Annotated in this window: 12 protein-coding genes; 1 reads left to right on the top strand and 11 read right to left on the bottom strand. The window is 61.4% G+C overall.

Annotated elements, in window-relative coordinates:
- Positions 1 to 3: 3 nt before the first annotated feature.
- From BLU24_RS16750 to BLU24_RS16710, 9 genes are all read right to left on the bottom strand, one after another.
- Complete coding sequence (locus tag BLU24_RS16750) at positions 4 to 2,166, bottom strand: type I secretion system permease/ATPase (RefSeq protein ID WP_093101905.1); 2,163 nt, start codon at positions 2,164 to 2,166, stop codon at positions 4 to 6.
- Positions 2,163 to 3,599, bottom strand: coding sequence for a TolC family outer membrane protein (locus tag BLU24_RS16745; protein ID WP_093101904.1), 1,437 nt, complete (start codon positions 3,597 to 3,599; stop codon positions 2,163 to 2,165). The genes BLU24_RS16750 and BLU24_RS16745 overlap by 4 nt, the downstream gene beginning before the upstream one ends.
- Positions 3,600 to 3,644: 45 nt before the next feature.
- Positions 3,645 to 15,368, bottom strand: coding sequence for a BapA/Bap/LapF family large adhesin (locus tag BLU24_RS16740; protein ID WP_093101903.1), 11,724 nt, complete (start codon positions 15,366 to 15,368; stop codon positions 3,645 to 3,647).
- 723 nt (positions 15,369 to 16,091) lie between these two features.
- Positions 16,092 to 17,702 (bottom strand): AAA family ATPase, encoded by a 1,611-nt coding sequence (locus BLU24_RS16735; RefSeq protein WP_093101902.1) that lies wholly within the window; start codon positions 17,700 to 17,702, stop codon positions 16,092 to 16,094.
- A 27-nt stretch (positions 17,703 to 17,729) separates the two neighbouring features.
- The gene (locus BLU24_RS16730) at positions 17,730 to 18,251 is read right to left on the bottom strand and encodes a 4Fe-4S single cluster domain-containing protein (RefSeq protein WP_093101901.1); all 522 of its coding nucleotides are present in this window, start codon (positions 18,249 to 18,251) and stop codon (positions 17,730 to 17,732) included.
- Positions 18,251 to 18,883: a DUF2997 domain-containing protein gene (locus BLU24_RS16725; RefSeq protein WP_093101900.1), complete on the bottom strand. Its 633-nt coding sequence runs from the start codon at positions 18,881 to 18,883 to the stop codon at positions 18,251 to 18,253. The genes BLU24_RS16730 and BLU24_RS16725 overlap by 1 nt, the downstream gene beginning before the upstream one ends.
- A gap of 2 nt (positions 18,884 to 18,885) precedes the next feature.
- Positions 18,886 to 19,878 (bottom strand): hypothetical protein, encoded by a 993-nt coding sequence (locus BLU24_RS16720; RefSeq protein WP_093101899.1) that lies wholly within the window; start codon positions 19,876 to 19,878, stop codon positions 18,886 to 18,888.
- Positions 19,875 to 20,186 (bottom strand): hypothetical protein, encoded by a 312-nt coding sequence (locus BLU24_RS28030; protein WP_231990165.1) that lies wholly within the window; start codon positions 20,184 to 20,186, stop codon positions 19,875 to 19,877. The genes BLU24_RS16720 and BLU24_RS28030 overlap by 4 nt, the downstream gene beginning before the upstream one ends.
- A 101-nt stretch (positions 20,187 to 20,287) precedes the next feature.
- A complete protein-coding gene (locus BLU24_RS16710) occupies positions 20,288 to 20,680 on the bottom strand; it encodes a RidA family protein (protein WP_093101898.1) in 393 nt (130 codons plus the stop codon).
- 225 nt (positions 20,681 to 20,905) lie between these two features.
- On the opposite strand from BLU24_RS16710, the gene BLU24_RS16705 reads away from it, so the two are divergent.
- Positions 20,906 to 21,754 carry a LysR family transcriptional regulator gene (locus tag BLU24_RS16705; RefSeq protein ID WP_093101897.1) on the top strand — a complete coding sequence of 283 codons (849 nt, stop codon included), beginning with the start codon at positions 20,906 to 20,908 and terminating at the stop codon, positions 21,752 to 21,754.
- Positions 21,755 to 21,767: 13 nt separating this feature from the next.
- Here BLU24_RS16705 and BLU24_RS16700 read toward each other — a convergent pair whose 3' ends face one another.
- Both BLU24_RS16700 and BLU24_RS16695 read right to left on the bottom strand, forming a co-directional pair.
- Positions 21,768 to 23,225, bottom strand: a complete 1,458-nt coding sequence (locus BLU24_RS16700) for an MFS transporter (RefSeq protein ID WP_093101896.1) — start codon at positions 23,223 to 23,225, stop codon at positions 21,768 to 21,770.
- 45 nt (positions 23,226 to 23,270) lie between these two features.
- Entirely contained in the window at positions 23,271 to 24,029 is a 759-nt protein-coding gene (locus BLU24_RS16695; RefSeq protein ID WP_093101895.1) for an SDR family oxidoreductase, read from the bottom strand.
- Positions 24,030 to 24,233 lie beyond the last annotated feature (204 nt).

The following is a 24,233-nucleotide window of genomic DNA, read 5'->3' as shown; positions in this document are numbered from 1 at the left end:
GTTTCATACCGCCACTCCTTTGCCGGGTGCGCGCAACCGCGCCAGCGCGGCGTCGCGATGGTCATCGATGACGATGCGCCCGTTATCGAGGACGATGATCCGCTCGACTAGTTGCAACACGCTGACCCGATGCGTGGCGACCACCAGCGTGCGGCCCTGGGTCCAGGTCGCGAGTTTTTCCAGCAGCAGACGCTCGGTGACGTCATCCAGCGCCGCCGTCGGTTCGTCCAGCAACAGCACTTGCGGCTGACGCAGCAACAAACGCGACAGCAGCAGGCTCTGACGCTGACCGCCGGACAAACCGAGGCCGCCTTCAAGCACCAGATGATCCATGCCTTTGGGCAACTGACGAACGAATTCGAGCGCGCCGGTAACGTTCAGCGCGGCGATGATTTCCTGATCGCTGGCCTGACCGGCGCCCAGGGTGATGTTGTCGCGCAGGGTGCCGTGAAACAGCCGTGCCTGTTGCGACAGCAGGCCGACGTCGCGGCGCAGGTCGGCCGGATCCAGATGCGCCAGGGCGATGCCGTCCAGTGTGGTTTCACCGCTGCTCAGATCCATCGCACCGCCCAAGGCCTGCAGCAAAGTCGATTTGCCGGCGCCGTTGCGGCCGAGCAGGGCGATGCGCTCGCCGGGGCGGATGGTCAGGTCGATGGCGTTGAGCGCCGGGGCCGATTCTTCGCTGTAGCGGAAACTCGCCTGGCGCATCCGGTAGTCGCCGCGAATCGCCGGCAGGTGCACGCGCTGGCTGCCCTCGGGATGATCGACCGGCATCTGCATGATCCGGTTCAAGCCTTCCAGCGCGACCTTGGCCTGCTGCCAACGGGTGAGCACGTGGGTCAGTTGCGCCATCGGCCCCATCATCCGTGAGGACAGAATCGACGCCGCGACGAGGCTGCCGGTGGTCAGGTCGCCGGCGATCACCATCGGCGCGCCGAACACGATCACCACGGCGAAGACCGCGCCTTGCACGTTCTGCGTCCACGCCACGAGGCTGTTGGTCAGGGTGCGCAAACGCAGGCTGCTGTCCGCCGAGGCGGCGTTGTACTGATTCCATTGTTGCTGGAAGCGCTGCTCGGCCTGCAGCGCCTTGATGTCGTCGAGGCCCTGGATGCTTTCCACCAGCATGGCGTTGCGCAGCGCGGCTTCGCGCATCGAGGCATTCGCCAGTTTTGCCAGACGCGGTTGCGCGATGATTCCCGGCAACAGCATGAACACCAGCGCTACCAGCGGAATCAGCACCAGCGGCCCGCCGATCAAATAGAACACCAGCAGGAACAGCAGGAAAAACGGCATGTCGGCCAGCGCCGTGGCGGTGCTCGAGGTGATCAGGTCGCGGATCTGCTCCAGCTCGCGCAGTTGCGAAATGAACGAGCCGGTGGACTTTGGCCGGGCGGAATTGCGCAGGCGCAAGGCGTGGCCGAACACCAGATCGGACACCCGCAAGTCAGCACGCTTACCGAGCACATCGGTGATGCGCAGCCGCAGAATGCGCATGACGAAATCGAACAGCAGCGCCAGCATCACCCCGCCGAACAACACGTACAGGGTTGGCAAGGATTCGGCTGGAATCACCCGGTCGTACACCTGCATGGAAAACAGCACCCCGGCCATGCCCAATAGATTGGCCACCAGCGAGGCGATCATCACCTGGGTGTACGGCCGCAGGTCGGTGAGGACGATGCGGCGGAACCAGTGTTCGTCGTAAGGCTTGATGTAGTCGTTGGTGCGAACGTCGGAGACCGGTTGGGTCGGGCGCAAAATCACCGTGCGCAGCGCCTGCTCGGCGAGCACGGCCGCGTCCATCCGGCTCTGCAAGCCTTGATCGCCACTGAAGCAGATCCCCAGTTCGCCGGTCTCGCCGATGCTTTCCAGCACGCCGACCTGACCGTCGTGCAGTTGCACCACCAGCGGCGTGCGCCAACGGCTCAGGCTCTTGTTGTCGAACACCGCGAATTTCACGCTCAAACCGGCCTGACGGGCCATGTGCCGGACCACTTCTTCGACGCGGCCTTCGCTGTGTACCGAAGCCAGGCGCACGCTTTCCGGCGAGACGTCGAGTCGATAGTGGCGGGCGACCTTGAGCACCGCTTCCAGCCACGGCGAATAATCTTCCCGCGCCTCGGCAGCCACGGGTTCGGGGATAGTGATGCTGGCGTCGGTCATGGCAGGATCTCGACATTCTGGATGGCGCTGTGGTCGATGCCGAAGACCCGGCGAATCGCCCCGCTGTTGTAGAAGCAATCGATCTGCAGGCGTTGCAGATCGGCCTGGGTGTTGACCAGATCAAAGCGCGACTGGTGGATTTCCTGCTCGGCGTTGAGCAAGTCGAGCAGCGGCCGTGTGCCCAGTTCCAGGTACTGGCGGCCGTACAACATACGCGCTTCGGTGATGCTGGTCTGGCGAAATTCCAGCGAGCGCAACCGACGGTTCAGGCCCGATGTCTGCGCCTGGGCTTCCGCCAGACCTTGGCGGGCTTGCAGTCGGGCGAAGTCTTCGGCCGAGTCTGCGGCGGTCAAGGCATGCCCGGCGGCGCGGCTGCGGGCGCTGATGGCGCCGCCCTGATAGATCGGCACTTCGAGGTTGAGGAAGATGCCGAGCTGGGTGCGATCGGCGCGCGAATTCTGATCGTCGTAATGATCGTCGAGGTATTGATTGACCGACGGTTGCAGCGACAGGGTCGGGTAGGCTTCGGCCTTGGCCTGTGCCAGTTCGGCCTGGGCCTGGGTGCGTTGCGCGGCGGCTTGCAGGACGGCGGGCAGGGCATCGGAGATCTGCGAAGCGTCGCAGGCCTGAGTCAGCGTCGGCGCGGCGGCGTCGCTGACTGCCGGGGGAGTGCGGCGACCGAGCAAACTGGTCAGGGTCGCTTGCCAGCGTGCGTATTGCGCTTTGAATTCCTGCAACGTGGCGGTCGCGCCTTCGGCACGGGATTGCGCCTGGACCACATCGGAACGGGTGCTGGCGCCCATGTCGTTGCGTTGTTTGGCGAGGTCGACAATGCCGCCGATGCCCTGAATCTGTTCGCGGGCGACGTCGAGCAGGCGTTGATAGCGCTGCACTTCGATGTAGGCCTTGGCGGTGTCGCGGGCCACATCGTCGATCGCCAACAAAATTCCGGCCTGACTACGCGCCACGCGAGCGCGGGCCGCGTCGACCGAGCTGGACACTTTGCCGAAATCGTAGAGCATCTGCTTGAGGGAAATGTTCACCGACTGGCTGCCGGCATCGCTACCGTAACCGCTGGTGTAACCGCCCTTGATGCCGCCGGTGACCTGCGGGTAATAACCGGATTCGGCGACATTGACGCCTTCGCCTTGCTGGAACAGCGTGCCGATGGCTTCGCCGATGCGTGGATGCCAGTCGACGGCCAGGCGCACGGCTTGTTCCAGGCCCAAAGCGTCCGTAGCGGCGGACGCCTTCGAAGCTGGGGCAGGGCGCTGACGGCTGTCATTGCCTGCCGGTTGTTGCAGTTGCGCCGGGCTGATGCTGCGCAAACTGCTGTCGAGATTGTCGTCGGCGCGAACGCCGACGGTGAAAGCGGGGTAGAGGCCGATGGTCAACAGGACCACCGGCCATTTCTGGCGAAAAACTGACTCCACAGACTTCCCTTACTGTTGAGAGACGGACGTTGCTGATGCCTGGTTTCAAACCACTTGAATGCCGTTTTGCACCCACAAGTGGTGACTCGGATCCTCCTGTGCCGTGTATTGAACATAGTCGATGCCGTCGGCCTGCTGCGCGCCATCGGCGACCCAGCCATCGGTCATGTGCACGCTGTCCTTGTCATCACCCTTGATCAGCAGGGTGTTGTTGTCAGAGGAAGTGATCGCCAGCAGGTCGCTGAGGTTCAACGTGAGTGACACCGCACTGGAATGGTTGAGGTCGAGGATTTCGACGTTATGGACCTTGCTCTGCAGATCGCCGAGGTTGATCGCCACGTCGCCACCGGCCCAGAGCAGGGTGTCGGTGCCGCTGCCGCCATCGACCGAGGTGAATTGCTGGTCGGCGATGACCAGCGTGTCATCGCCGGCCCCGCCTTGCAGGGTGATGGCGCCACCGTGCGAACCGTCGAGGGTGTCGTTGCCATCGGTGCCCTGGATCAGCTCGCTACCGGTAGTCGCGCGAGCGAGACCGAGGTCATCGCTGGCCAGCGCCGAGAACGCGGTGCTGGCGAAGGCGCCGGCCTTGTTCAGGTCGATGGTCAGCGTGGCGGTATCGATCGTGCCGTTGGGGTGCGTGAGCTGATAAGTGAAGGTGTCTTCCTGACCGATCACTGCATCGGTCAGCCCAGCCTTGAGCGTGTAGGTGTAATTGCCGTTGGCCTGGACCAAAAGCGTGCCGTAGTTGCCGACCAGCGAGACGCCGTTGTAACCCGGCGCCACGTAACTGCCAGCGACCAACACACTGAGCAGGGTGTACACCGAGCCCAGCACATCGGCGCCGCCGCCCGCGGTGTCGGTGAGCAGGTTGCCGGACACCGGCGTGTAGCTGCCGACCACAAACTGGTTGGTGTAGGTTGCGACGTTGATCAGGCTGGTGTTGACGCTGGTGAGCAGGCCGAGGCCGCCGACCGCCACCCGCACCTGATAAGTGCCGGCGGTCTGGTCGTCGAACTTGATCCCGTAGTTGCCACCGCCGAGATTGAGCAGCGCGTTGCCGCCGTAGCTCTTGACCAGCACGTACTGGTTGGTCGCGGTGTTGAGTTTGTACAGGCCCACCGTCATCGAACCGAGCAAGGCCAGCAGGTTGCTCGAGTTGACCACCACGGTCAGGTCGCTGACGGTGTCTGCCGCAACCACCGTGTTGTAGTTGCCGCTGCCGCCGCCCAGCAGCACGTTGAACGTGCCAAGCGCGGAGTTGCTGGTGACTTCGCGGTTGACCAGCGTGACGTCAGTCGAAGCGATGTCCGCCGTGGCATCGACCACCAGCGCCGGGCTGCCGAGGTTGGCGTCGTTCCACACTTCGGTGGCCTGCGGGCTGTCGATGCGCACGTACAGGTTGGCGGTGTCGCTCAAACCGTTCGGGTGTACCAGCTGATAGTTGAACACGTCGACTTTGCCGACACTGCTGACGCTGCCGTTGGGCTTGTAGCTGTAGTTGCCGTTGGCGTCGATGGTCAGCGTGCCGTACAGCCCTTGCACCGTGGTGCCGGCCCCGGCGCTGACCCAGGCGCCGTTCTTGAAGATCTGCAATTGCGCGCCGTTGTCCGGGCCGGTCTGGTCGGCGGTGCCATCGACGCCAACATTGGTGATGACGTTGCCGGTCACCGCTGGCCCGGCGACGCCGTTGAACTGGGTCAGGCTGCTGACGTCCAGTTGCAGCTGCGTGTTGACCGTGGTCAGCACGCCGATGCCGGTGCTCGATACCGTCAACCGGTAGTCGCCTGACAACAGGCTACCGATGTCGACCCGCACGCCTTGTCCGGTCAGCGCAATCAGGTCGAGCAGACCGCTGCTGCCGTTGACGTCCAGGGTGATCCAGTTGCCGCTGGCATCCTTGACCTGAAGGGTATAGACCACGCCGTCGAGCAACGAGATCAGGCTGCTGGTGGTCAGCGTCAAGGTTGGATCAAGCCGCGAACCACTGGCGACACTGAAGGTGAAGGTTTTCGAGAAGCCGGACAACAGCGTGGTGAACGAATCATTGAAGGTCTGCGACGCTGTCGCCGGGGCGAGGGTGACGGTGCCGACGGCAAGGTTATCGCTGGCCACCACCGGTGCGTTGACGTCGATATCCGGCGCCGTGACATTCGCGGCAATCGAGACGTTACCGCGCACATCGCTGAGGTTGACGGTGAGTTTTTCGCCGTTGATCTGCGCGCTGTTCAGGGCAATGCTGAACACCCCGAGGTTGTTGACCGTGCCGGTGCCGAGCACGGTGCCGCTGGCCGATTTGATAGTGACGGTTGCGCCTGCCTCACCGGTACCGGTGACGGTCAGACCGTCGGCGCCGACCAGCAGCGCCGTGGCGGCAGCGGGCGGCGTCAGGTCGGGCGCGGTGGCGCTCGCCGCTGCCGACACGTTGCCGCTCGGGTCGGCCTGGGTGACGCTGAGCACCTGGCTGTTGATCTGCGCCGAGGCCAGCACCACCGAGAAGCTGCCGTTGGCCGCGACGGTGGCCGTGCCGAGCACCACACCGCCGGCACCACGCACACTGATGGTCGAGCCGGGCACACCGATACCGGTGAGCAGGGTTCCGCTGCCATTGACGCTGACGCCGGTCGGCGCACCGGGCGCGGTGACGTCCGGCGCCGTCAGGCTGGCGTTCGGCGACAGGTTGCCGGCCGGGTCGACCAGACGCACGGTCAGGAGCTGGCCGTCCAGTTGCGCGGTGTTCAAGTTGAAGCTGAAGGTGCCGCCACTGCTTACTGTGCTGGTGCCGAGCAGCGCGCCGCCCGGGCCGTAAACATTCACCGTCGCGCCGGCTTCGCCAGTGCCGCTCACGGTCAGGCCATTGGTGGCCAGCGCCAGACCGGTCGCCGCGACCGGTGCCTGGGTGTCATTGGCTGTCAGGTTGAACACCGGCGACAGATTGCCCGTCGGGTCTGCCTGTTGGACGTTGAGCTGTTGGCCGTTGAGCTGGGCGCTGGACAGTTGCACGGTGAAGGTACCGCCGGCATTGACCACCGCGGTGCCGAGCACCGTACCGGCGGCATTGGTCACGCTGACCGTGGCGCCGGCTTCACCCGTGCCGCTGACCGCCAGCCCGGTGCCGTTCAGGGTCACATTGCTCAACGCTGCCGGTGCTGTGGTGTCGGCGACGCTGAGACTGGTCGATGGCGAAACGTTGCCCGCCGCATCGCTCTGGCTGACGCTCAACTGCTGGCCGTTGAGTTGCGCCGAGGACAGCGTCACCGAGAAGGTGCCATTGCCCGCCACGGTTGCCGTGCCCAGCACCGCGCCCCCGGCACCGCGCACGGTGACCAGAGCGCCGGCTTCACCGAGCCCGCCCAGCACCAGACCGCCGCCGCTGAGCAGCAGCGCGCTCGGTGCTGCGGGAGGCGTGATGTCGGGTGCGGTGACATTGAGACCGGGCGACGTGTTGAGGGCCACATCGGTCTGAGTGGCGTTGAGTAGCTGGCCGTTCACCTGCGGCGCATTCAGTTGTGCGCTGAACGTGCCATTCGCCGCCACCACCGTTTCACCCAGCAACACGCCGCCCGCGCCGGTGATCCGCACCGTTGCGCCCACTTCACCGCGACCGGTGACGAGTGTGCCGCTGGCATTCACCGCCAGATCGCTGAGTGGCGCGGGTGCCGAGGTGTCGTCGGCGGTGATTTCGGTGGGCAGCGAAGCGCCGCCCAGCGGCGTATTGGCGGTGACCTCAAGGCTCTCACCATTGGTTTGCGCAGGCGTCAGCACGATATTGAACGTGCCATCCGGACCGGTGACTCCGGTGCCGATCAGGCTGTTGTCAGCGCCGAAGACGTTGATGGTGGTGCCGATTGCTGCGGTGCCGGTCAGCGTCACGCCATCGCCCGACAGGACCAGATTGCCCGGTGCATCCGGCGCCGGAACAGCCGGTACGTTCAGGATGGCATCAGCGGAAACGTTATTGGCCGCGTCCGTCTGAATGACGGTCAACACCTGGCCGGCCGTGATGCCCGGCGTCAGTGTGACCAGGAACGTACCATTGGCCGCGACCGTGGCAGTGCCGACGACAGTGCCGAGCGCGTCGGTCACCTCGACGCTGGCACCAGCCTCACCACGCCCGGCGAGCTGGGTCAGATCACCGCTGATGGTCAGGCCGGTGACGGCATCCGGATCCGTGATATCCGGCACCGGGAAGGACAGCGCTGGCGATACGTTCAGCGCCTCATCGGTCGCGATCACCGACAACACCTGGCCGTTGGTCTGGGCCGGGTTGAGCGTGACCGTGTAAGTGCCGTTGCCCAACGCCACAGCAGTGCCCAGCACGGTGCCAGTGGCCGACAACACCGTCACGGTGCTGCCGGCTTCGGCAGTCCCTGTGAGCGAAACGCCGTCCGCGGTCAACGATGTGACGGTCGGCGCGAGCGGCGCAGTGCTGTCCGGCGCATCGACCAGAGCGGGTTCGGACAGGTTGTTGTTCGCGTCGGCCTGAACTACGGACAGCGTGCGGCCATCAAGTTGCGCCGCGGACAACGTGACGCTGAAATTACCGTCGGCGGCTACCGTTGCCGTGCCGAGCACCACCACGCCGTCGCGCACGGTGACGATCGCGCCGGGCTCGCCGGTGCCGGTCACGGTCAGGCCGTCCTGGCTGACATTGAGGTCGGCGACCTCCAGTGGAACGGTGGTATCGCCTGCTTGCAACGGTGCGGTCGGTGAAGTGTTGGAGGCCAGATCCGTCTGATTGACGCTCAGCTGCTCACCGTTCACCTGCGCGGGGTTGAGGGTCACGCTGAACGAGCCGTTGGCGGTCACGGTTGCGGAGCCCAGCACGGTGCCGGTCGCGCTGAGCACGCGCACCGTGGCGCCGGCTTCACCGCTGCCGGTCAGCGTCAATCCATCAGCCGTAAGTTGCAGCCCGGTAGGCGCCGCCGGCGCGGTAACGTCCGGCGCGGTAACCGGCGCTACGGGCGAAGGGTTGCCCGCTGCATCGCGCTGGATGACCGACAGGGCTTCACCGTTGAGTAGCGGCTGATTGAGGGTCACGCTGAAACTGCCGTCCGCCGCGACCGTGCCGGTGCCGACAATGGTGCCGACCCCGTTGGTGATGACCACTTGCGAACCCGCCGCGCCGGAGCCGGTGATCAGGCTGCCACTGGCATCGATCGCCACATCCGTCAGCGCCGCTGGCGGGGTGCTGTCGGCAGCCACCAGCGTGCCAGCAGGCGAGGTGTTGCCGGCAGCGTCTGCGAGCTCGACGAAGATCGCTTCGCCATTGGTTTGCGCGGGTTGCAGAGTGATCTGGAATAGCCCGTCACTGCCGACCGTGCCGGTGCCCAGGACTGTGCCATCGGCCAAGGTCACGCTGACCTCGGCACCGACTTCGCCACGGCCGGTGAGCACGTCGCCGGCCACGTTGATCTGCAGATCCACAGGCGTGGCGGGCGGGGTCAGGTCCGGTGCGGTGACCGGCACCGGGGCGCTGACGTTGCCGGGTGGATCGGCCTGCTGCACGTTGAGGATCTGTTCGTTGATCTGCGGCGGGTTCAACGTCACGCTGAACGAGCCGTCAGCAAGCACCACGCTGGTGCCGAGCAGGGTGCCGTTGGCATCGCGCACGGTCACAGTCGCGCCGGGTTCGCCGGTGCCGGTGACCAGTGCGCCCGAGCTGTTGATGTCGACGTTGGCCAGCGGGTCGGGCGGCGTGAAGTCGGGGGTGGTCAGGCTCACCGCCGGGGAGTCGTTGCCCGCCACGTCGGCCTGCACCACGCTGATCACTTCGGCATTGCTCAGCGCCGGGGTCAGCGTCAGGGTGAAGGTGCCGGTCGGGCTGACCAGCGCAGTCCCAAGGACATTGCCGTCGCTGTCGATGACCCGCACCTGCGCGCCCGGTTCGCCGCGCCCGGTCAAGGTCGCGCCGTCGCCGCTGATGCCCAGTTGCGCCACGGCCGCTGGCGGCGTGCTGTCGACCGAAGTGAACGGTGTCGCCGCCGAGGTGTTGCCTGCTGCGTCGGTCAGCGACACGGTCAGTGCCTGGCCGTTGGCTTGCGGCGTGGTCAGGGTGATCGCAAAGCTGCCATCGATGCTCACGGTGCCGGTGCCAACCAGCGTTCCAGCGGCGGTGAACACGTTGACCGTGGTCCCGGCTTCGCCGGTGCCGGTCAATACGCTGCCGTCATTGCTGACCGCCAGTGCGGCGGGTGGGGTGGGGGCGAGCAGGTCCGGGGCGATCAGGTTGACGCTGTTGGATTCGTTGCCAGCGGCATCGGCCTGGCTCAGGCTCAGGGTTTGCCCGGAGGTTTGCGCCGGGTTGAGGGTCACGCTGAAGGTGCCGTTGGCCGCCACCACTGCGCTGCCGAGGATCGCTCCGCCGGTGCCCAGCACGGTCACCGTGGCGCCAGCTTCACCACGTCCGGTGAGGGCGACGCCGTTCGGCGCGAGGCTGAGTTCGCTGAGTGGCGTTGGTGCGGCGATGTCGGCCGCGGTGTAGTCGGTAGGGGACGAGTTGATCCCCGTAGTCGATGTCGCCACGGCGGACAATTGCTCGCCGTTGAGTTGCGCCGCGTTGACGGTAACGCTGAAGGTACCGTTGGCCGCGACCACTGCACTGCCGAGCAACACACCCGAGGCATTGCGAATGCTTACGGTGCTGCCAGCGGTGGCTGAGCCGGTCAGGGTCAGGCCGTCGGCGCTGAGGGCCAGATTGGTCGGCGCACTTTCCGCCAGATTGCCTGGCGCAGTCACCGGAGTCGCCGGGCCGCTGTTGCCGGCGGCATCGATCTGCACGACGGAAAGCGTCGAACCGGCGACCGCCGCCGGCGACAAAGTGATGCTGAAATTGCCGTTGTTGCCGACAGTGGCGGTGCCCAACAGCGCACCGCTAGCGTCACGCACTTCGACGCTGGCACCGACCTCACCGATACCGGTCAACGTCGCACCGTTGGCGCTGACCGCCAGATCGTTCGCCGCCACGGGCGCGGTGGTGTCGGCGGCGTTGACGATGGCCGGAGCGGACGGATTGCCCGCCGCGTCCGTGGCCGTCACGTTCAGCGACTGGCCGTTGGCTTGTGCGCTATTGAGCGTCAGCTGGAACGTGCCATTGGCGGCGGCCGTTGTGGTGCCAAGGAGGTTGCCCTGGCTGTCGCGCACCGTGACCGTGCTGCCGGCCTCGGCGTTACCGGCCAGTTGCACGCCGGCGGCGTTCAAGGTCAGCCCGCTTGGAATGGCCGGCGGGGTCAGATCGACCGCGATCACTTCAACGGCCGTGGAGACGTTGCCCGGCGGGTCTTCCTGGGTGACCGTCAGCACCTCGGCATTCAGCTGTGGCGTGCTCAGGGTGACGCTGAACGCGCCGCCGCTGCCGACCTGCGCGGTACCGAGTACCGTGCCGTCGGCGCTACGCACGGACACGGTGGCGCCAGGCTCGCCATGACCGGTCACGGTCACACCGTCGGCATTCACCACGACCTGCGTCAGTGCAGCCGGAGGACTGATGTCGGGCGCGTTGAGGTTGGTCGATGGCGAGACATTGCCGGCCGCATCGGTCTGGCTGATTGCCAACGCTTCACCGTTGGTGGGCGCGGGCGCCAGCGTCACGCTGAACGAACCGTCGGCGCCGACCACAGCGCTGCCCAACACCGTGCCGCTGGCGTTGGTGACGTTGACCGTCGCACCGACTTCGCCGGTGCCGCTGAGCGTGGTGCCGTCGGCGCTGATCAGTGGGTTCTGCACGGCGGCGGGCGGGGTGCCGTCAATAGTGAGCACGCCGGTAGCGGTGGAAGTGTTGCCGTTGGCATCGGCCAGGGTGACTTGCAGGGTCTCGCCGGTGGTCTGCGCGTTGGGCAGGGTGACCTGGAAGTTGCCGCTCTGATCGACCAGACCGGTGGCCAATACATTGCCGACGGCATCACGCACGGTCACGGTGCTGCCGGCTTCGCCCTGGCCTTTGACCACGGTGCCGACATCGTTGATGGTGACGCCGGTTGCGGCGGCGGGCGGCTGCAGATCGGTGGCGATGAGGCTGGCAGGCTGCGAAGGGTTGCCGGCGGCGTCGCTCTGGATCACGGTGAGCGCCTGCCCATTGAGTTGCGCCGGTGTCAGCGTCAGGCTGAAGCTGCCATTGCTGGCAACCAGTGCGGTGCCCACCACCGTGCCGTTGCTGTCGGTGACGGTGACGGTCGCGCCGGCTTCGCCAAGGCCGGTCAGTGCACTGCCGGTGGCATTCAATACCAGATTGCTCACCGCCTCGGGTGGCGTGCCATCGGCGGCCGTTACCGTGCCCGGTACGGAGACATCACCGTCAGGGCTGGTGGCGGTGACTTGCAGCACTTGCGCGTTTATCTGTTTGGCATTGAGCAACAAGGTGAAGCGGCCGAATTCATTGATCAGGCCTGACCCGAGCACATCGCCGTTGCTGTTGGTCACGGTCACTGTGCAACCGGGCGTTCCTGCGCCGGTCAGGGTGAAACCGTCGACGCTCAAGGCGAGATCATTCGGGGTCGCGACTTGAGAACCGTCAAGACCTGCCAGCGGAACGGCCGGCGAATCGTTGCCGCCGCCGTCAGTGCTGATCACCTCCAGATCACCGCCAGGCTCGGCCGGCGGACTCAGGGTTACCACGAAGCGGCCATCCGCACCCGCCGTCGCGGTACCCAACACAGTGCCGCCGCCGGCAATGCTGACGGTGACCAGCGTGCCGGGCTCGGCGAGGCCGGAAACCTGATCGCCTGCCGGGTTGAGCGCCAGATCGCTGACCGGCGCCGGTGGGGTGTCATCCGGTGCAGTGACAGCGCCCGGCAATGAAGCGTTGGTGCCGTCCGACACCACCACTTGCAGGGCTTCGCCGTTGGTCTGCGCGGTATCGAGGTTGACCGTGAAAGCGCCCGTGCCGTCAGCGGTCGCGGTGCCGATGACGTTGCCGTCGGCGTCGAGCACCCGGACGGTATTGTTCGGCTGTGTGGTGCCGCTGACCGTGGCACCCGCCGGGTCGATGATCAACCCGGTCGGCACTGGTTGGGCGGTGACGTCCGGTGCGGTGACCGGCGTGGCCGGCGAGGGCAGGGTGCTCGCATCGGTCTGAATGACGCTGAGCACTTGGCCGTCAAGTTGCGCCGGGCTGAGGTTGACGGTGAAGCTGCCGTTGCTGGCCACCAGCGTGGTGCCGAGCACCGTGCCATCCGGCGTGGTGACGGTGACGGTGCTTCCGGCCTGCCCGGTACCGGTCAGTGTTACGCCATTGCTGTTCAAGACGAGATTATCGGGTGCCAAAGGAGCGGTAATGTCTGCCGCCGTTAGCGGGGTGCTGGGAGAAACGTTGACACCATCCGATTGGCTGACTTGCAGCGGTTGACCGTTGGTCTGCGGACTGTTCAACGAGACCGTAAATGCACCGTTGCCGTCAACGATCGCGGTGCCCAGCGTGTTGCCGGCCAGGTCCTTGACCGACACCGTGGCACCGGGCTCGCCGGTACCGGTGAGTGTGCTGCCCGTCGGATCCAGTGCCAGATCCGCAGGCGCAGTCGGCGCCTGAATATCGGGCGCCTGAACCGGCACCGCCGGCGAAGCCGACGTCGAGGCGTCAGTCTGCACGACGTTCAAATTCTGGCCGTTGGTTTGCGGCGAGGAGAGATTGATTTCAAAGCGGCCATCGCTGCCGACTACAACGGTTCCCAAGACCACGCCGCCGGCGTCGGTGACGGTCACGGTGGCGCCGGGCTGACCGTTACCGGTAACCACAGCGCCGTTCGCGGAAATGTCCACATCGGAGACTGCAACCGGTACCGTCAGATCAGGCGCCGTGACGTTGACCGGCGCCGATGGGTTGCCGTCGGCGTCAGTCTGAATCACTTGCAGTTGTTGTGCATCGGTCTGCGGTGTCGAGAGGTTGACGGAGAAATTGCCGTCGCTGCCGACCGTGCCGGTGCCGATGATATTGCCTGCCGGATCGCGCACGGTGACGGCGGCGCCGGCCTCACCCTGACCGGTCAGCGTCTGCCCCTGGTTATCCAGAGTGACGCCCGTCAGTGGCGCCGGGCCTTGGGTGTCAGGCGTTACATAAGTCAGCGGGGCGGAAGTGTTGCCCGCGCTGTCGCTGGCGCTGATCTGCAGGGTTTCGCCATTGTTCTGTGGCGGGCTCAATTGCACGGTGAAGGTACCGTCGGCGCCGACCACCGCGGAGCCGAGCACGTTGCCGTTGGCATCCCGCACGGTCACGGTGGAACCGACCTGGCCGCGGCCTTTCATTTGCGCGCCATCCACGCTCAGATCGATGTCGCTGGGCTGCGTCAGGCCGTCGAGGTCGACTGCGATGACGGTCACCGCGGGCGAAGGATTGGCCGCAGCGTCGGTGAGTTGCACGCTGAGTGCTTCACCGTCGATTTGCGCCGCGTTGAGTTGCACCGTAAACGAGCCGTCCGCCGCGACCAGCGCCGTGCCGAGCACGGTGCCTTGAGCATTGGTGACACTGACCGTACTGCCGGGCTCGCCGCGGCCGGTGACCGTGAGGCCATCGCTGCCGACGGATACATCCGTGGCGGCAGCGGGGCCGGTGATGTCCGGTGCGTTGAATGTCACCGCAGGCGATTGCGCGCCGACACTATTGAGCGCGACAACGCTGATCACTTCACCGTTGGCTTGCGCTGGGCTGAGGGTCACCGTGAAGGTACCGTCAGCGCCGACCGTGGCACGCCCGATCACGTCACCATTGGCGGCCCGCACTTCGACCGTGGTGCCGGCCCTGGCGGTACCGCTGAGCTGGCTGCCGTCACTGCTCAGACCGAGATTGGCGGGCGTTTGCGGTTCGACAATTTCCGGTGCGCTGACTGTCGCGCCCGTGGAGATATTCCCGGCCGCATCGATGGCATTGACGGTCAACGGCTGTCCGCCGGTTTGCGCAGGGCTGAGCGTGACGCTAAAGGTGCCATCCGCCGCGACCACGGCACTGCCCAACAGGCGGCCATCGGCTGCGCGCACTTGGATGGTCGCGCCGGCTTCACCGCTGCCGCTGAGTTGCGTGCCATTGGCGCTCACGCTGAGATTGGCGGGCGCGGTGGGCGCAGTAGTGTCCGGCGCGGTCACCGTGCCCGGTGTGGACACATTGCCCGCGCCGTCAGTCAGCGTCACATCGAGGGGTTGGCCGTTGGTTTGCGGGGTGTTCAGGTCAACCTGGAAGCGTCCGTCAGCACTGACAGTGCCCGAACCCAGCAGATTGCCGGCCGCATCGCGTATTTGAACCACACTGCCGGCTTCGCCGAATCCACTCAACACGCGGCCATCGGCTGACAAACTCAGACCGGTGGCCGGGGCGGGCGGCGTCGCATCGCCGTTACCGCCACCACCGCCTCCGCCACCACCACCGCCCGCAGCCGCCGCCGCGCCGCCCGCGCCCAGCAGGCCGAGCCCGGCGATCGCCCACGCGGGTGTGGCGCCATCAACCACGCCGACACCGGCAATCAACTCGTCGAGAGAGCCGATTTCATCGAAGGTAAAACCATTGAAGGGTTCTGCGTTATAGCGCGCCTGCCACAGCGTGGCGTCATCGCCCTGAAACACGATGTCGTTGGGTACGCCGTCGGGGCTGGTGACAAAGAAATTGGTAATTTTGATCTGCTCGCCAGACTTAAGATTCAGGATCAAATCCTGACCGCTGCGACTGGTCGACGCCAGTTGCTCGGGCCGGGCCGGAATTTGTACAACGGAAGGCTGATTGAGCTGAACGTTACCCCAGTTCTGTGCGGTGAGTTGAGAACTGGCTTTGTCGGCGATAACGATGTTGTCCATTACTACTCCCTGTTAGTGCATCGGCGTATGGCCACGGCTATAGGGAGAACCATAGATTGGGAGGGGGAGTTGGGGGTGTCTGTTATCTGACAGACAATTCATACAATGAAAACAGATACTTCTAACCGATTGATAAAAAAGCAATAAGGTCATCATTACCGCTTGTCGGAACCTTGGATCCAAGTGGTTTCCCGATGCAACAAAATGTTTCGGATAACGCGTCCAAGGCAAACTTAGAGTTATCCGGAATTGGCATCGGAAGGTAACTAATGGCTACTCGATATCAAATCGCGTCGATGAACGATAGAGTTGGGCGCCGGACTTCATTCGAAGGGATTAATTCCTTGGATTTAGCTGCGAGTCAGAAGCTGTACAGGAAAACCGGGTCATCCGGGGATTACGCTTCGAGTGGATTTTTCCGGTCGCGTACAATTTAGTGCGCTTGCTATCGGACGTTGAAGTGATCGTATGATGCCCGACGCTGGTTTAAAAACGTTGAAAGTCTCATCTTGGGGTCTGTTCGATGTCCAATGCGTTTGTTGCCACGTAAGCTTTGGCACCGCGCATTGAAGCACCGAAATAGTCTTGATTCGTACTACGCCTTGATCGGCAGCAAATGCCCAGATTCGGGATCATCGAGGCGCGAATTTTCCGTTTGATTCTTCAGGACTTTCCGCGCCGCCATGCGCGTGCAGGCCTTGGCATTTGCTTCACGACCCCTAATCAAAAATCAATTTGCCTGCCGCCGATTTGCGCGTCCGTTTCGTTCTGGCCGGCAATCATGGCCGAAGCGCTGATTGCGTTTTGATTGGCCCAATCGCGAAGTCTTGTGAACTCGTCTTTACGCATTTTGCTCATGGGTACCAAACGCGAAATGGTCGTTTCAAAATCCGCCATAGTCAGGTCACTGTCATTACCGGAGTCATTCATCCGTCGTGAAAACGCTTCAATCAGCGAGTCCCCGACCCACGCTTCGATTTCGGCACCGGAAAGCACAATGTCTTTACCGAAATTCGACTCGCCGCCGAGCGCGGACAATCGATCCAGGTCAAATTTTGCCGGGTCACGCCTGGATTTTTTCAGATGAATTTCAAGAATCTTTTTTCTTTCTGCTGTCGACGGGAAATCAACGAAAAATATCTCGTCGAATCGACCCTTTCTCAGCAACTCCGGAGGCAAGCTGTTGATGTTGTTGGCGGTCGCAAAGACAAATACGGGTGCGGTTTTTTCTTGCATCCAGGTCAACAGCGTGCCGAATACACGCGTGGCCGTTCCACCATCAGATGCTCCACCGGAGGAGCCGGAAAGCCCTTTTTCAATTTCATCGATCCATAAAATGCACGGTGAAACAGCTTCGGCAGTACGCAATGCAGAACGAATATTGGATTCCGAGGAACCCACAACCCCCTGGAAGATTTTTCCCATGTCCAACCGCAACAAGGGCATGTTCCAGGATGACGCCACGCATTTTGCCGTTAGCGACTTGCCGCAACCAGGCACTCCCGTCAGCAGCAAACCTTTCGGAGTGCCAACACCGAACTCCTGAGCGAGTTGCCCGAAACACTGGCTGCGTAAATGCAGCCACTTCTTGAGCGTGGCCAGACCTCCGACGTCCTCCAGGCTCACTTTCGAGTCGATATATTCCAAAATGCCTGTTTTGCGGATGATTTGTTTCTTTTCGGAAAGCAGGTCCCTTACCGTCTCTTCATTCAAGCTCAGGCTGGCGACCAATGAACGAGAGAGACTATTGTCGATTTCCAATCCCGTGAGACCAAGAGCGGCATCAATGAGCTTGTCTTGGGTTTCGCTGGATAGATCAATCTTGACGCTGCTGTTGCCCTGCCAGGAACGAACAAAGTTATTAACCTGAGCCTTGACTTCATCCCTTGATGGCAAAGGAAAGTCAATGAACGTTATTTCCTTCTGAAGATCATTGGCAATTTCAAAGCTGGGCGCCACGACAATACAATTGCTTCGATACCCACGAGAGCGGATATTGATGGCAAGATCTCGCAGGCGGCGGCGATAGACAGGATTCGAACTTGGGGTGAGGTAGTTGTGAGCATCACAGAAAACGAAGATATTCTTGCTGTTTTCTTCTTTGGCTCTTTCTTCGCAAAAGTCCAGAGCTATTTTCAAGTCAAAAGTTTTATCGCCAGCAATGACACCATTCGTCTGAACTCCTGAGGTCGAGTTCCAAATGAACAAGCGATGGCCAAGCGTCTTGGCGATTTCAGATATTTCATTGAGTGCGCGCTCTTCCTCATAAGTTTCAATGACCAGAATTGCATAACGCGCTTTAAGGTGATCTGTTATCTGCTTGGTACGGCTCATGCCTGTTATCCCTGCGCTTGAACTGAGTTATACATGCATCGGTAGACCGGTTTTGGTAACGCCGGAACTTGAAATGATGAACTCTACGGGTCTGCTGTTACGGAAAAAGTCGATGTCGACTCTGTCGCTGGTTTTGATCAATTGCTTGTGTTGGTAGGGGTGTTTAGCGTTATGTCGATAGCGACCGGCCAGCGTCAAGTCCACGGCTTTGACAACTCGAATCATGGCTTCATTCTGGAATATCTCTTTTGGCGAATAGCCTGTGTAAAGTATCCAGTTTTTCTCGCCATTGACGGCATGTATCAACTGCAACAACGCTGGCGCTTGGTCGAGCGGTTCTCCCCCGGTGAGGGTGACCCCGTCAATGTCCAGTGCATTGATTTTCTGTGCCAGTTCATGAACAGGCATCAACGTGATCGGACCGGGCGCGTGGGTCGCCTGGTTGAAACATCCTTTGCAGTTCAGCGCACAACCCTGCACCCATAGGGTCAAGCGTAACCCGGGGCCGTTGACGCTACTCAACTCCATATGGTGAACATTGATTTCCATCAGAAGTTCGCACTGAGTATTTGAAGCGTCTGTTCTTCATGGACGACGGTATATGCCGGCTTCCATTCGGTCACAAGCTCTGCAGCAGGGCTGGAAAGCAGAGCTTCGAGTTCTTCTGTAAGTTTTGTGCAAATGTCGCCTTTGACGCCGTGTACTTCCTCGGTAATTTCATCGCCGCTGAACGTCACATGAATGCTGTATTCGTAGTGAGGTCCGAATTCAATTTCGAATCCTTGCAGCGCTTCATTCACCCTTGCTGGAACGCCAGATGCACCTATGCGCTTGATGGTTTCATCGATGGCAACGCTGATGTACGCCTTCTGGAAGCGCAACGCCAGATCAGTCATAACCGCTTCATCGCCGGCCGAAATGGTTTCCCGTTCGATAAGCAATTTGTATGAGCCTTCCTCGATCTGACAAACGAACAGACTGAATCCGCCGGCGGTTTGGCTATAGATGGCTCTAAACTGCTGATTACCCATATAGCCTATTTTGCTCAGCACTTTTTTACTGAAGTCGCTGGAAAATACGGACACCAGGCCTGTCGTTGGTCTGAGCCCCATCTTGCCGAAAGCTTTTGCGATGGCCTCTTCGTTAACGTAGGAAAACTCAAACTTTGTACAGTGCGACATTGTTAAAGCTCCAGTCTGCGGCCGGGAGAAGCATCTTCGGCGCCCTTGGTGGCGTCCAATACACTGGGGGGAACTTCAATGTTACGTGTAGGTGCACTGGATGCTAGCGGAGCTTGAGGCACAACATTTTCGGAAGGCGAGGCCACAGTATCAGCGTTGACAACCACCCGGCGTCTTTGTGCTGTTTTTGAAGCGCCACCAGCACCCAGGAGACTTGTATCAATCGCTTCAAGGAGCTTTTTTATGATCAGGGCTGGACTTGAAGTGAGTTTTTCGAATAGACCAACGCACAACAATGCATCGGCTCCATCATTGAATTGCAATTTAACGAAATAATTTTGATTTTCATCGCCAATGATACCAATGCGCGAAATCTGATTCATATCCCGTGACAACTTGATCCACTGATCCCCATCGAATGACGCTGCGATCAACTTGGTCGCTGTTGCGGCAAATGCATTGCTACCTGCGTAAACCTCGCCCGCTTCAAAATTCTGATAGCTGACAAGGATTTTTTCTCCTGGGGCGAATCCCAGAGAGGTTGTCAGATACTCATTGGTTGAATAATCGATATCGGCGTGAAATTTCAGGCTTTTCGAATAAGTGTAAATGCCGAAAATGCCCACTACTACATAGCCAAGTGCCTTGAGTAGGTGTTCCGGATCAAGAATCGCGAAAATTGCGAAAAAAAGAACAAGGATGGCGTACCCATATTTTACGGCTTTCTGTGTATGGAGCTTTTTATTCCTGTACGCCTGAAATGTCTTACCTGGAACATATTGTTTGGAGGGCGCGAGAAGCAGAATGCCCATGCCAAAAAAAATCATACAGATAAGCCCCATCGCAGCCTTGCGGGTTTGCCCGCTTTGCAATCCTTCGAGGAAAATCCACGCACCGCCGATGATAAAAGCAGGTAAGAACCCCAGGATTACCAATCCCACGATCTTGCCTCTGGTGAGCATCATCATTTGCCACGTCGGAATAGTTTTTATCATTTAAAGATCTTCAAAGTTGGTGGGGAAACATTACAGAACGCGTCGTTATCGACTTCGTCTTTCGTAACTTTTTTGAGTGTGTATGAGATACGCATGACCTCATCGGCATAGGTCACAGAATCGATATGAGTTGACTCATCAGAGATTTTTTCGGCCTGGACATTCAGGATGCGCGCGAGACCTTTGAGCTGGCGTTCCTGCTCCTGCCTTTTTTCCTGCATAGCGGATTGTGCGTGCCATACCTGGGCGAGGATGAAGAGCAGCGTCGTTGCCGAAAAAATGATAATCAATCCATGATAATGCTTCAAACGAGGTCACCGTAGCAAAAAGCCATCGCGTATTTGAGCATGCCCGCGCGAGCATCTCAAGTTAGCGAAAAAGACGATGGCTTAAGTGCAAAGCCGCTACATCATCGCTCTACGGCGACGCACTTGATCTCCACGAGAAGGCCGGGACGAGCCAACTCGGCGACGCCTATGCATGTCCACGCGCAAGTGCCCCTGGGAAAGACTGCATCCTTCACGCGTCTGAATGTCGGCATGTGGCGGTGCATGTCGACGTGATAAGTGGTCATTTCCACAACGTCTGCAAATGTGCAGCCACCGGCTTGCAAGACGAGCCGGAGATTTTCCCAAGCTGCCAGAAACTGCTGCTCAGGGTCTTCGATCACGGCTAATTCCGGCGTCCGGCCCACCTGACCCGCGCAGTAAAGCGTTTTTCCAACCTTTACTGCGGGTGCATAACCGGCCTGCTCACAGAGCAACTTCATGCTGTCTGGAATAATGATCTGACGATCAGTCATGGTCGTGGCGCCTTATGAATAAACGGACAAAAAATTAACCCAGGGGCCAGAGCGGCGTCTATTCGAGTCATTGGTCCCATGGTGTCGGAAATAAAAGCTGTGTTGATACCCGCTTTTCTCATGATATTTCGACCAACATTCATGCGGAAAAGTAGGGAGCGCGCGGGATTGCTACGGCACTGCCATTGCAGCACTCTCACTGTTCAACTTTGTACGGGGTAAAGCATGGACTGGAGTGATATGCGGGTGTTTCTCGCGGTTGCCCGCACCGGGTCATTGGGTGCTGCCGCCAAACTGTTGGGGGTTAGCCACCCGACGGTGGGGCGGCGCTTGCAGGTGCTTGAACAGTCCAGCGGCCAGCCGATTTTCCTTCGCACCGCCCAAGGACTGGTGCTGACCGACAGCGGCGAGAAGGTCCTCAGCCTGGCGCAGGACATGGAGCAAAGTGCCTTGGCCATCGAAAGGCGTCTCGCCGGGGAAAGCGCCCAGCCCGAAGGTGTGTTGCGCATCTCTTGCGCTGACTGGTTCGCCTGCTATGTGTTGGCCCCGGTCCTGCGTGAGCTGGGTCAACGTTATCCATTGATCGTGCCCGAGGTCATCGCCGGGCATCGACTGTTCGACCTGGCGCGTCGCGACGCCGACATCGCGTTTCGAATCGTGCCGTTCACCGAACCGGATATCGTTCACCGCAAACTGACGACCCTGAGCTACGGCTTATACGCGGCCGTCGATGCTCCTGAGCCAAAACCCGAGGGCGAGGGGCTTGGCTTGATCACCATGAGCGTCGCTCAGTCTCATTACCCGGATGTGCAGTGGCTGCAGCAGCGTTACCCGCTGGCTCGTACCGTGTTTACCAGCAGCAGCCGCACCGTCCAGGCGCAAATGTGCGCGCAAGGGCAGGGCGTTGCGGTACTCCCGCGCGCGTTGGGCGATCGGCTGACAGCGCTGCGCCTGATTGATCCGCATGCGCCGCCACCGGGTCGCGATATATGGATGGGTTATCACCAGGACATGCGCCAGATGGACAGCTTGCGCGCCCTTGCCGACCTTGCTGCCAGCATGATCGGCTCATAAGCAGGCCGTTGACTCATTCGGTCGGCTGCATCGCAGCGGTCTGCAATCCGCCAGCCGGCTGGTGCGCCAGGGTAATGCTCAGTCCCGTACCGACTGTCAGGCAGGCCGCCATGCACATTAGCGAGACGGTAAAGGCGTGGGTGATGGCAGCCGCGTCCGTATCCGTTCCCAGCAGGGTGTAAAAAATCCCGCCGATGATCGCCACGCTCAGGGATGTGCTGATTTGCAGTGTGGAACTGGTAATGCCCGCGATCATCCCGGAATACGCGGGCGCCACACGCCCGGTGATCATGCGCATCAATGTTGGCAGGGCCAGCCCTTGGCCGAAACCGATCAAGAAGAGACTCACGGCAAGTGGCAGCGCAGCGGGGCTGGCGGTCATTGGGGTGTGTGTCACCAGCGCGGCCAGCAGCACAAGCCCCAGCACTTCCAGTGCCATGCCGACGGGATTCACATAGGCGCCCAAAAAACGCCCGAACTGCCTTGTCGAGAGCGGCCCCAGCAAAAATCCGGCGCCGAAAGGCAGGAACACCAGACCCGCATCGAGTGGACTCGTGCGCAGGGCGCCCTGTAGGTAAATGGAAAACAGCAGGAAAAACACGCCGATCGAGTAGAAGCTCAGCGCGACGAGCAACGCCCGCCCAAGGCCAGGCGCACGTAATGCCGCAGGATCAAGCAACGGTGCGCCGCCTGACTGGCGTAGACGGGCTTCGTAGCGCCAGAACCACCAGGCCAGCAGCGGCGCCGCTGCAAGGGAAAGCCAGGCCCACAACGGCCAGCCCGCTTCACGTCCTTCGATCAGCGGCACGATCAGCGCCCCAAGCGTCAGCACAGAAAGTGCCGTTCCGCCCAGATCCAGCCGGGTGGTCTGTCGCGCACGGGTTTCCCTGACCACTGGAATAGCGATCAGGATCACCAGCAACGCAATCGGCAAATTGACCAGAAATATCGCCCGCCAGCCCAGGCCCATCAGGTTGAGCGATATCAAGATCCCGCCCAAGGCCTGGCCGATGACCGACGCCAGGCCAAAGACCGCGCCATACAGGCTCAGCGCCAACGGCTTCTCCGACTCCGGAAATATGGCCTGCACCGAAGCGAGCGCCTGGGGCGCCATGACCGCTGCCGTCACGCCTTGCAGCGAACGCCCGGCGATCAACATCCACGGCGACTCGGCGAAGCCGCAGATCAGCGAGGCGACGGCAAATCCCACCAGGCCGACGAAGAACATCCTCATGCGGCCGTAGAGGTCACCCAGGCGTCCGCCGGTAATCAGCGTCACCGCATACAACGCCGCGTACGAGGAGATGATCAACTGTTCGGCGGAGGAGGCGGCGCCCAGCGATTGCTGAATCGAGGGCAGCGCCACATTAACGATGAAAAAATCCAGAGGCGGCAAAAACGCACCGACCAACAGGATGGCGAACATCAACCAGCGCCGCGGCTCCGGCGACGATACCTTTTTCGCAGGCATAGGAATCTCCTGTGTGAAACCGCTCGGATTTATGGAAAGGCGTGTTCAGATCTGCGACAGGCCGCCGTCGACCATCAGCTCTACACCGTTGACATATTTGGCATCAGACGAGGCGAGGAACAGCGCCGACGAGGCGATTTCTTCCGGCTGGGCCATATACCCCAGCGGCGTGATCTGCTCGACATGCTGGCGCAGTGCGGCAATGTCGCTCTCGCTCATGTTCAAACCGTTATCCATCAGTGGCGTGCGGGTGAACCCGGGGCTCAGGACATTTGCGCGGATCTTGCGACCTTTGAGTTCGTTGGCCCAGGTCCGGGCGAAGGAGCGCACCGCAGCCTTGGAGGCGTTGTAAAGGCTCAGTCCTTCCATGCCGTTGCTGGAACAGATCGAAGCCGTCAGGACGATCGACGCGCCATTGTTCATCAACGGCAGTAGCGTCTGAACCGTAAAAAACACCCCCTTCACATTTATGTCGAACAGCTTGAAGTAAGCCGCTTCGGTGGTTTCGCCAAGCGGGTTCTTTTCACAAATACCCGCGTTGGCAAACACCGCGTCCAACTGATCGTCGTGGGCTTCAATCGTCGCTTTCAGCGTGTCCAGATCCGTCTGCCGCGCGACATCGGAAATGACCGCAACGGCCTTATCGCCGAGCCTGACGACCGCCGCCTCCAGCGTGGCTGCAGAACGGCCAGTGATGTAAACCCGTTTCGCACCCTCTGCAATCAACCCCTGCGCAATCGCAAAGCCGATCCCGGTGGAAGCGCCGGTAACGACTGCAACCTGATTGGCGAATTTACCTGACATAGCTGACTCCTCGGTCCTGGGTGTGGATGCGTGTAACCACAGTGGCGGCCATTGTGAGAGGAGTCAGGGGCGGGCGGGACTGCCAGAAATGCACGTTGGTTGTTCAGTTTTGTGGGGGCGCCCGTGAGCATTCGGTTGAACCCATGAAAAAATCATGTCCGGTGCCCGAGCGCTTATACTCGCTGGGCCGCGTGCAATACCCAT

This window comes from Pseudomonas sp. Z003-0.4C(8344-21), from assembly GCF_900104975.1.
In the GTDB taxonomy this organism is placed as follows: domain Bacteria; phylum Pseudomonadota; class Gammaproteobacteria; order Pseudomonadales; family Pseudomonadaceae; genus Aquipseudomonas; species Aquipseudomonas granadensis.
Note: the sequence above shows the minus strand (reverse complement) of the source record. Positions and strands in the feature narration are given on the sequence as shown.